General features: G+C 47.9%; 11 protein-coding genes. 7 read left to right on the top strand and 4 right to left on the bottom strand.

Features of this window, described 5'->3' with window-relative positions; translation table 11 throughout:
* Nucleotides 1–187 precede the first annotated feature (187 nt).
* The 4 genes from AC2VLY_RS01470 (at nucleotide 188) to AC2VLY_RS01455 (ending at nucleotide 2,867) form a co-directional block, all read left to right on the top strand.
* A complete protein-coding gene (locus AC2VLY_RS01470; RefSeq protein ID WP_193651465.1) occupies nucleotides 188–454 on the top strand; it encodes a hypothetical protein in 267 nt (88 codons plus the stop codon).
* A gap of 28 nt (nucleotides 455–482) precedes the next feature.
* Nucleotides 483–1,073, top strand: a complete 591-nt coding sequence (locus AC2VLY_RS01465) for a cytochrome b (RefSeq protein ID WP_193651464.1) — start codon at nucleotides 483–485, stop codon at nucleotides 1,071–1,073.
* A complete protein-coding gene (locus AC2VLY_RS01460; RefSeq protein WP_486893103.1) occupies nucleotides 1,073–1,600 on the top strand; it encodes a DedA family protein in 528 nt (175 codons plus the stop codon). Before AC2VLY_RS01465 ends, AC2VLY_RS01460 begins: the two co-directional genes overlap by 1 nt.
* 115 nt (nucleotides 1,601–1,715) lie before the next feature.
* A complete protein-coding gene (locus AC2VLY_RS01455; RefSeq protein ID WP_486921656.1) occupies nucleotides 1,716–2,867 on the top strand; it encodes a hypothetical protein in 1,152 nt (383 codons plus the stop codon).
* Nucleotides 2,868–3,410: 543 nt separating this feature from the next.
* Here AC2VLY_RS01455 and AC2VLY_RS01450 read toward each other — a convergent pair.
* The 3 genes from AC2VLY_RS01450 to AC2VLY_RS01440 all read right to left on the bottom strand — a co-directional run bounded on the left by AC2VLY_RS01450 (nucleotide 3,411) and on the right by AC2VLY_RS01440 (nucleotide 5,710).
* Nucleotides 3,411–4,082 (bottom strand): hypothetical protein, encoded by a 672-nt coding sequence (locus tag AC2VLY_RS01450; protein WP_010636709.1) that lies wholly within the window; start codon nucleotides 4,080–4,082, stop codon nucleotides 3,411–3,413.
* Nucleotides 4,083–4,954: 872 nt separating this feature from the next.
* A complete protein-coding gene (locus tag AC2VLY_RS01445) occupies nucleotides 4,955–5,077 on the bottom strand; it encodes a hypothetical protein (RefSeq protein ID WP_486893105.1) in 123 nt (40 codons plus the stop codon).
* Between the two features lie 438 nt (nucleotides 5,078–5,515).
* On the bottom strand, nucleotides 5,516–5,710 hold the full coding sequence (locus tag AC2VLY_RS01440; protein ID WP_486893106.1) for a hypothetical protein: 195 nt from the start codon (nucleotides 5,708–5,710) through the stop codon (nucleotides 5,516–5,518).
* A gap of 373 nt (nucleotides 5,711–6,083) precedes the next feature.
* Between AC2VLY_RS01440 and AC2VLY_RS01435 the strand changes: the two genes are divergently transcribed.
* The 3 genes from AC2VLY_RS01435 to AC2VLY_RS01425 all read left to right on the top strand — a co-directional run bounded on the left by AC2VLY_RS01435 (nucleotide 6,084) and on the right by AC2VLY_RS01425 (nucleotide 8,816).
* A complete protein-coding gene (locus AC2VLY_RS01435) occupies nucleotides 6,084–6,359 on the top strand; it encodes a glycine zipper domain-containing protein (RefSeq protein WP_227485388.1) in 276 nt (91 codons plus the stop codon).
* 856 nt (nucleotides 6,360–7,215) lie between these two features.
* The gene (locus tag AC2VLY_RS01430) at nucleotides 7,216–8,085 is read left to right on the top strand and encodes a transglutaminase-like domain-containing protein (protein WP_486893107.1); all 870 of its coding nucleotides are present in this window, start codon (nucleotides 7,216–7,218) and stop codon (nucleotides 8,083–8,085) included.
* 8 nt (nucleotides 8,086–8,093) lie between these two features.
* Nucleotides 8,094–8,816, top strand: coding sequence for a S1 family peptidase (locus tag AC2VLY_RS01425; protein WP_486893108.1), 723 nt, complete (start codon nucleotides 8,094–8,096; stop codon nucleotides 8,814–8,816).
* A gap of 109 nt (nucleotides 8,817–8,925) precedes the next feature.
* Here AC2VLY_RS01425 and tnpA read toward each other — a convergent pair whose 3' ends face one another.
* Nucleotides 8,926–9,357 (bottom strand): IS200/IS605 family transposase, encoded by a 432-nt coding sequence (gene tnpA / locus AC2VLY_RS01420; protein WP_193649316.1) that lies wholly within the window; start codon nucleotides 9,355–9,357, stop codon nucleotides 8,926–8,928.
* Nucleotides 9,358–9,476: the final 119 nt, after the last annotated feature.

Here is a 9,476-nt window from a genome sequence, read left to right as displayed (position 1 = left end):
CAATATTGCGTTCTTCTATGGCGTCAAAACGATTCGTCCGGAAGATTCGGGAATATTTAGAGGAAGAATGCATGCCTGTATGGGCATTCAGGACACCCTCCAGTATGAGAAATCTGGGAAGGCGTCCCGTACGGCTCTCCCGAAGGGATTCATGTCTGGTTGAATCGATTTGCACAAGGGGATTCTCATGGGCTTAAAGATAAACCGAAAAACGATAATTCAGATAGTTACCGCAAGTGTTTTGTGTTTCAGCTCGGTTTATGCCGTGGCGCATGAGGATCATGCTCCGCAAAATCCTCACTATGAAACAAAAATACTGAAAAACAAGGCGGAACGACTGGGATATGACACTGTTTTAGCTTTAAAAGCGCATCATTTCAAAGCAGCTCTGCATGATGCCCGATCTATGAAAAAAACCATTCATAAAATCTGGTATATTCACCAGCATTGCTAGCAAGGATTAACCTCTATAAGGAGTGTGAATGACAAAAAATAAGCATGAAAAAGTTACAGGATCATCGGCGACTGGGGAGAGTACTCTGTTCAAAGTGTTGCATTGGTCGATCGCCGTGCTGATTGTTTTTCAGGGCCTATTGGGTGCCGCCAACTTGCGCATTGCCTGGCTGCAAGCCCATCTGGCAAGTGCCATTGTGGTGCATGAAGAGATCGGGCTGCTTATTTTATTACTCACTCTGTCATTATTCATAATACGGATCATTACTGGACGAAGATCAGGCGCAGGTGCGCAACCAAGTCACCAGCTATGGGCCAAGATGGTCCATGGCGCATTTTATATGCTCATTCTTGTTGAGTGCGCCATCGGTATCTGGATGATGGGGCTGCTGGGTAAGGGGTTGACGATTCTGGCGTGGCATATGCCGCTTCCCATGACTCCCGATCCTCGCTTTGTTTTTTCAAATGTATTGCAATGGCATGCAGCGGTAGCGCTGATGCTGGCTTTTCTGATCGTGATTCATAGCGGTGCAGCACTTTACCACCATTACGTGCTTCGCGATCATACGCTGACCAGAATGTTACCCGTTCGACTATCACGTACGGACCCCAAATCCTGATGTCAGTTTCCAGCTATGTCTTAAGCTATCTCCATGCCGCAGTCGCTTCAGCTTCGGGTGTGGTGGATCAATATGGATTGGCCATAGTCGTGGCTGGCTTATTTCTGGAAAGTGCTGGCTTCATTTTTTTACCCGGTGAGACCTTATTAATCGGCGCAGGTTTCGTAGCCAGCGAAGGTGCCTTTAATCCGCTGGTATTATTAGTCCTTGGTATAATTGGTACCAGTGCCGGTTGGTTCGCTGCCTATTACATAGGTTTCAAAGTCGGCATCAAATGGATCAAAAAACATGGGCGATGGATAGGGATTACAGCAGAACGTCTTAATAAGGCGCATACTTTCATGAATAAATATGGTTCTATAGTAGTATTATTTGGTCGATTCATTGTTCCATTGCGGCAACTTCAAGGTTACATCTCTGGATCCGCAGAAACAACACTACAGGATTTTTATCTCTGGAATATATTGGGTGCAGTCATATGGGTTGCAGTTTGGGGCGGTGCTGGATATTTTTTGGGGATGTTATAAATATTTTATGATTTATTATTCAGGAATCAATAGTTGAGGGCTCGACGGAGGATTGCATATCATTTTCGTTAAAAAAAATAAATTTAACTGGTGGTTGTCATTGCTTTTCCTATGCATGATCACATTTTTTGTGTGTCCTGCTTATGCAAAGCAAGTGATGACGTTACACCAGATAGAAAATATTGCGCAACATTCACCGGTAATGCGTGAAAAGGAAAATGACGTGCGTGCAGCCCAGCAGGAAATTAAAATTTTACACGCAGAAAGCTCGCCTATTCTCCAGGGGAGAATAAAGGCCGGGCATTACACGCACTTCAACTATGACGGGATTCCACGCGCTTACATTATGAAGCCAAAACTTGGATTTAAATACTATCTATTTGGCGGGAACAAATATTTGCGTCATATTACCGCTCAAGCGCAACCTGCCTATTATAAAAATCTCGCTCGTTACGATTCGGAAAATAGATCGATAAAGGTAACGATTCAGAAATCCTATATGTCTTACTGGGATAATTATAAGATTGAACATAGTTTCAAAAGATTGTTATCATTATTTAAACACAACAAAAAAATTTCAGTGACTATTCGCGGTATTCTTGAAAGACTTCGCCTGTCTGTTTACCTTGCGCACATGCGTTCAGAAGTGTTTTTACACAAGATGATGGAAACAGTTGGGCAGAAGCTTCATTCATTTATTCCTGAACGACCAAACCCATCTACAGATAATGCCCATCGAATTCCACCCAGTGTACTCCGTCTGCATCCTGCCATTGAAGGTCTAATTCGCTATTATCATGGTCAACGTCAACTTGGCTGGTTACGATTCATTGATGTAAAGCTGAAACTTTTTATGCGGCCTTCATACTATCCTGAAGCGGGAAGAACGAAAATGGCGATCATTGGTGGCTTGTATCTGAACATGCCGATCGATATCACCGGTGCAGTTCATCATGCTAATCAACAGCTTGATATTGACAGAGAAAACATCCTACTTAAACTGAAGCAAGATGCACTGGAGCGTGAGCAATCCCATAAAATCGCGGAAATCAAGCTTCCAATCTATCGTAAACAATCACACTATTGGAATGAAAACGCACACCATTGGTTAAGCTATATACAGAAAGCGTTGTCCGCCTCACGCGGTGTCAAGCCTACTCATACTATCATGAAACGTTTACCTTATGCGTTGAGAGCTTATCGGGAGGCTACGCTTAAATGGATTCATGCTGACGCCAAGCTATCTTTAATGCATTTTCGTTCTTAAGGTGCGGCGGTTGATGAGATCAAAGGCGCAACGCTGCGGAGAGACAATATTTACCGAGATAGGCAGAATTAAATAAACTCGTAAAATCGATAGTAAAATTAATTTTAGGCTGTAAAATAAGGATACAGGATTTTTTCATACGGTCTTTGTGCTGAATTACGTTTTTTCTTGGGGAGCCATATTACACGGTTTATCTGATTAACAAGATGAGTTTGCTGATTGTGTCCAGTTTGTTGAAATCGAACTATAGAATGAACCAATTGAGAAGTTAATAGATCTTTTTGATGAATCGGTTGCAAATACCCCATTGCTGATCAAACTCAAGCTAATGAGGAATAAGGCTGCTTGGACTAATGCCATTGCGCTGGCCCGTGATTTCGTGGCTATGCTTGACCTCGAGACGTACACGCATTTCGCGTTCCTGAATAAAGACGCTTCTTTACTTTTCAGTAAAATCACTGAATCATGAAGACATCAACCCAGAGCACGGTTCGCTGTCTCTGGGTTGATGTATGCTTCAGACCATCCTGCCCGCATTGTGCCTTAAAACTGCATACCCAAGCCCACATCGCCGCGAAGAATATTCGGCGCGCCTCGCTGTGTAAAATCATCATCATGTAATCCGACGTACAGGGAGACATTGGCCATTAGGGGATAATAGGCGTTCACCCCCATTTGCAGAAGGTCTGAAGTACGATTGAAAGTGGTTGGTGCGAATCCAGAGAGATGCTGGGTTTCCGAAATACCGCCAAGGTATCCGACATATCCGGTGAAATTGACGCCTGGCAGAGATGCTGCCGCATAAAGACCACCACCCAGACCGTTGGTGCTCAGCGAAGAGTGAGAGTCATAATAGGCATTGGACTGTGCAAAGCGGTTATACTCATAGCCGACATAAGGCCCGACAGCCAGGATATTGCTGGCGTTGAAAAGATAGCCGAGCTTGAGCCCAATGGTGTTGGTATTGCCACCGGTGTAACCCTGGTAGGTAGCCCCGAACTCATGGCGGTATTTCGCCGTGCCGAACAATCCACCATTGTAAAGGCTGGCCCGTAGACCGAGTCCACCGTTGGTGTTCCCATACCGATTGGTGGCCCCTTGTACATTGCCGGAAACCCCGACCTGATTCATGACGCCATATACGGACGCTTCTGCGCCCAGGGGTAATGCCAGTGCGAGGGTCAATGCGGTAAGCCATGTTTTTTTCTGAATCATCGGAACACTCCTGTTGGTTGAGTCAAAAAACAGCCGGAAAGTGATGGCAGGACTTTCGAAGTCACCCCGTTACGATCAAGCCACTCGGGATAGACAAGAAGCAGACAATCTCCCTGTCGAGTCCAGAGACTAAGAAAGCAGAATTTATGCCAAAGGTTCCCGTTGGATATATTTTTCATGTAATCAGTGGCCTGCGCCGTCCGCACACGAAATGGTGCGACTACATGACCCTTTCTTCAGCAGATCTGTTGTACTTTAGCGACAATATGGCTCTATAGCGTCCCTGTTGTATGCCCTTACCATAAAAACGGATCCCTTCTCTTCTGGAATCGGGCACTGCTCAGCATGTCGCCTCTGTCGCAAGATCCTTTCGCTGTACTGGAACGCTTATTGCTTTTTCAATATTGGAAAGCACTTCACAAGTCCGAAAAACGTGACCGCAAAGCGGAAAGGAGATATGCACATTTTTTATACCGTAACCCCTGAGCTATTTGTTCGGGGAAAGATAAAAAACCGATCTTCCTACAGGAGAACCGTATGTTCCATGAAATGGAGTTTCTGAAGCGCCGTAACATCTGGCAACCAGCTTTACGTGTAGCGACCTTGTTCGGCAGCTTGATAGCGTTGGCGGGATGTTATGCCTACCCACCTGGACCACCTCCAGGCCCTGGCGGATATTATGCGCATCCTGCACCGCCCCCACCGCCGCCCGGAGGGCCAGCGGGTCCCGGGGCTTATTACCAGCAACCTGGGCCGCCGCCCCCACCACCCCCTCCGTGAAGGATTTTATGCGCACGTATGCCCTGTAAAAGTCACTAAAAAAGCCCCATTTTTCTGAAATGGGGCTTTTCCTTCGGTCATGAATCAGGATTTCAGCGCATCAAAGCGCCGGATGCTGCTCCTGCTGCACCGCCTACTGCGGCCCCTACGGCCGGATTGCCACCCACAACAGCACCCAGCACTGCACCGCCCGCAGCCCTGTTTTGCAAATACACGCAACATTCCTACCAGGGAGTGGATACATAAACGGCCAGGCCTAATGAAAGATTATCGGCGAGTGCTGGAGTGATCCCAACGGCCGATGAAAGGACGAGGGTGGTAGCCACCACCCATAGTATCGGTTTTCGTCGTGCTGTTGAGGGGGAGGGAATAGATTCCATAATGGTGCTCCTATAAAAAAGACCAACGGCGTACCAGCAAAAAGCATTCCAACAAGATTTCAGCCGGTTTTTATTCGGTCGAGCCCTTCTGCACTGTAGTCAGTCCACTACAGTGGGACGCTGACTTATTCCATCTGATTAATTTTTAAGTATTTGTGTTGTCGCTCTTCAGTTAGGTTGAGAATCTCCCCTGAATAATAGCCACTATCAGACGATTATTGGCCGCATGTACCGCACAGCAGGGCAACTGGGAATGGGCGTCAGACAATACGCTTAATCAGCATTTTTATTGGAATGCGGCATGTTATAGTAAACGACACTGCCTGCAGCGCTTGCCGCCATTAACGGCAAGCAGCCACTGATCATCATGGCAGTGCCGCAAGCGATCATTATACGCAGGATAAAACCCAGCAGGCTTCGCAGTTTCTCTAACGTCCAGTGATCGACTGGCCGTGTTTTTTGCGTCATGATTCGATCCTTCGTGGGGGTAGCTTTGGCTGTAAATTTGGGGCACGCATTCTGCATTAGATATTCCACATGGTGCCTGGAAAATCAAACCACAGTACTTGCATTATCAGTTCTAAGAAAGAACAGTGGAGAACGATACCCGTTCAGCACATTGAAAAATAGGAATAAAATGGAATATCAACACATGGCAGTGACCACAGCAGATCGTAATTGACGCCTTATGGCCTGCCAGTCCGCATCCTCTTTGGTCCTTACAGTCAGGATCTACGAGAATCATAGCCAGATGAAAGTCTCAGATGTTGGCTATAATGTAGTGTGAGCAGATTTCTACGGACTATTGTCTGATAGAGAAATACCTGAACAGGAGGTTACAATGTCTGGAACGGATATAAAAAGTGCAAATCCTGCTGCTTCGTGGGTCCGGGCAGCCTTACTTTTGACAACAGTGATGGCATTAGCCGGTTGTGCCAACATGAGCCCAACGGGCCAGCGTGCTCTGAGTGGCGGAGCTATCGGCGCTGCTGGCGGTGCGGTTTTGGGAACAGTCGCTGCGGGCAATCCTGCCGTCGGTGCTGCGGTAGGTGGTGCGGTCGGTGCGGGTGTAGGTGCTGCTCTCCCCCAAATAGAAAACAGCCTGAACGGTAATTGACCTGTTACTGCACTGAGTGTTAGGGCACCAGGCTTATTTCCAGAGAGCTTGCATGCGGGTTATCAATAACAATCTATGCATGAAAGCACATTACCCATCCGGCCCATTGAGATTTTTCGAGAGATATTTATGAATAATCCACAATCCCGCACGATAAAACGCACGACAATTTTTGCTGGCGTCCTTGCAGCAGCGATGTTGAGTTTAACCAGTTCATCGGCCATGGCAGCCGTTTCTTTAGGATTGGCGGTTCCCGGACTGAGCGTGCAATTGGGTACGCCTCCCGTCTACTACGCGCCACCGCCGGTGTATTATGCGCCGCCCCCCGTCGCTTATTACACGCCGCCACCAGTGGTCAGATATTATCCCGTGCCACCCCCTGTCGTTGCTTATGGACCCAGACCTTGGCTTCGGCGGGGGCCGCCACCATGGGCAGGGCATGGAAGGCCAGGGCCCTGGCAACATGGCAATTGGCACCACGGACCCTGGCACCATGGAAATTGGCATCACTGATAGATCAAGAAGATGAGATGCGATTCGCCATGAAACAAAACAAAATTCTGCAAGTGGTCATGGATAATGAATGACCGCTTTCAGTCTGCTGCCGACCATCAGGGCTCAACGGCGGCAGGGCAGCGGAAGCGGTCGTTCGGTGGACTGACCATCACGTTCTCAAAACCCGTCACTATGACTGTTGACTCATATTTTGAAGAAGCCCCTTTCAAATCAATCATATAAATTATATTTTTCAACTGGTTGCAGCAATAAAGCTGGCTCAGCATGACAAAGAGATATACGATAGGGCCAGACTTGAAACCAGAGCCGCCCAGTTATTGCGCAGAGAGATGCCTTTGCTATGATTCATCTGCAACTATCCCTGGCGCTGAGTTATGAAGTGAATGCGCCCGGAAGCGATTTCATTTTCAACATTCATGCCGCGCAAACGAAGCGGCAGAAAGTGGTTCATGAATCTTTAATCATCAACCAGAGTGTACCGTGGATCGTCGAAGACGATCCTTCAACGGGTAACCGCTTTTTACGCCTAAGCGCGGCAACGGGACTTCTGCAGGTAAGGTACACGGCGTCTGTCGAACTAAGCCATCACATAGCTGAACCGGAACAGGTAGGCGAGATTCCAGTGGCGCAATTGCCATTTCAGGCGCTGAGGTATTTATACCCAAGTAGATACTGTCAATCAGATCGTCTCTATCTTCTCGCCATGCGAGAATTCGGCCACTGTCAAACAGGATATAGCCGTGTGCAGGCAATTTGTGACTGGGTGGCGGGGCGTATTACCTATGTAAAAAACACCTCCGACTCCAACAGCTCTGCTATTGACACACTTATAGAAACGGCGGGGGTTTATCGCGATTTCGCGCATTTGATGATTGCGCTTTGCCGTGCCAGCAATATTCCCGCACGGTTTGCGACAGGTATTAATTATGGCGTAAATTTGAGCAATGACACTTTCGACTTCCATGCTTATGTAGAGGTTTATTTGGTTGGAGGCTGGTATTTATTCGACCCTTCTGGCATCGCGATTCCTATGGGGCTGTTACGATTGGGTACGGGCCGTGATGCCGCTGATGTAGCGTTCGCGACGATTTTTGGAGAGGTGGTATCTTCCCCACCATGGATAAGTATTGAGGCCATTGCCGATGCCAATGGTTCTCTTGTCTTGCCGCAGAGGGTACCCTCCGCCCTGTCGACGGATGACTGGCACTAAGGATTCCCATGATTGAACCATTGCTCTTAACCACGGTTCGCGTGTCGACGTTTGATAATACGCGTCTACTCACGCGCGCCAGTGGTTTTTTTTTCGCCCGGGGCGAGCACCTTTTTTTTGTAACCAGTCGGCACGTATTGACTGATAAGCCCAGCAAACATTTCCCCAACCGCATTGAGATTGAACTGCATACCGATGCTGAAAATTTGACCTGTGCAACCGCATTATCTATTGATCTATACCATGATGGTAAGAGTCTATGGCGTCAGGGTAAAGATAGCGGCGGTGAAATTGATGTAGCAGTGATTGAAATCAATCGTAACGACTTACCGGAGTCCGTGGTGATCCAGTGTTTTACACCCGCACATTTGCAGAGTGCGTTCCAAGAAATTGAAGTGGGCAGTTTTTTATTGGTTGTGGGCTTTCCGCTGGGGTTCCATGATACGCTGCACCATTTACCGGTAGTACGGCAAGCCGTTATTGCCTCTTCTTTCGGTTTACGTTTTCAGGGTCAGGGGTATTTTCTAACGGATGCCCGGACACATCGGGGCAGCAGTGGCGCCCCAGTGGTCTTGCGCTCTGCGAACAGGGACCAGAATTTACCGTGGAAACTGCTGGGGGTGCACTCAGCACGTATTGATATGGGAGGGAGAGATGTCGAGGTAGATGAATCGCTGGGCCTTAATTGCACTTGGTACGCCGATATTCTGATGACCCTGACAGCCAAGTAAATATCTCCCGGCAAAGCGGGAGCTTTAGTTCGTGAGCCGCTCAAAGCGGCTTAAAACGGGGACGCTAACGCGGCCCCTCAGTTTTGGCGCCACCACTGGGTGGCCCGGATCAACTCCATATGTTCAACTGATCTACTCGTTCATCCTCTTTTTCCTGATGGCGAATATAATCTCGAATCATCGCCTCATCTCTACCCACCGTCGATACAAAATACCCACGCGCCCAAAAATGCTGGCCCACGAAATTACGCTTCCGTTCACCGTAAGTCCGCGCTATATGGATCGCGCTCTTGCCCTTGATGTAACCCACCACACTGGATACTGCGTACTTCGGCGGTATCGAAATCAGCATATGAACATGGTCTACCATCAGATGCCCTTCTTCTATCCGGCTTTCCTTATGCCGGGCCAAAGCCCGAAATACCTCCCCAAGATCATTCCGTAACTGACCGTACAACACCCTACGTCGGCACTTCGGAATAAATACTATGTGATATTTGCACTCCCACTTGCTGTGCCTTAGGCTCAATCCTTCGTCCATCGGTTTCTCCTTCATCGTGTGCTTGGCGGCTCACAACGTCGGTTCTCCGATGGACTCCCCTATATGTCAAACATCTACTGTCACCCCGGCAGAGCCGGGGGATTTCCTATTTTTGGTTA

It is taken from the genome of Acidithiobacillus sp. TH-A36, assembly GCF_057473445.1.
This window is presented reverse-complemented; position numbering and strand designations above follow the sequence as displayed.

Excerpts from the sequence above, each read along its gene's own strand:
- AC2VLY_RS01425 (WP_486893108.1), top strand. The coding sequence starts at position 8,094 with ATGATTGAACCATTGCTCTTAACCACGGTTCGCGTGTCGACGTTTGAT.
- AC2VLY_RS01460 (WP_486893103.1), top strand. The coding sequence starts at position 1,073 with ATGTCAGTTTCCAGCTATGTCTTAAGCTATCTCCATGCCGCAGTCGCT.
- AC2VLY_RS01450 (WP_010636709.1), bottom strand. The coding sequence starts at position 4,082 with ATGATTCAGAAAAAAACATGGCTTACCGCATTGACCCTCGCACTGGCA.
- AC2VLY_RS01430 (WP_486893107.1), top strand. The coding sequence starts at position 7,216 with ATGATTCATCTGCAACTATCCCTGGCGCTGAGTTATGAAGTGAATGCG.
- AC2VLY_RS01440 (WP_486893106.1), bottom strand. The coding sequence starts at position 5,710 with ATGACGCAAAAAACACGGCCAGTCGATCACTGGACGTTAGAGAAACTG.
- AC2VLY_RS01470 (WP_193651465.1), top strand. The coding sequence starts at position 188 with ATGGGCTTAAAGATAAACCGAAAAACGATAATTCAGATAGTTACCGCA.
- AC2VLY_RS01435 (WP_227485388.1), top strand. The coding sequence starts at position 6,084 with ATGTCTGGAACGGATATAAAAAGTGCAAATCCTGCTGCTTCGTGGGTC.
- AC2VLY_RS01465 (WP_193651464.1), top strand. The coding sequence starts at position 483 with ATGACAAAAAATAAGCATGAAAAAGTTACAGGATCATCGGCGACTGGG.
- AC2VLY_RS01455 (WP_486921656.1), top strand. The coding sequence starts at position 1,716 with ATGATCACATTTTTTGTGTGTCCTGCTTATGCAAAGCAAGTGATGACG.
- tnpA (WP_193649316.1), bottom strand. The coding sequence starts at position 9,357 with ATGGACGAAGGATTGAGCCTAAGGCACAGCAAGTGGGAGTGCAAATAT.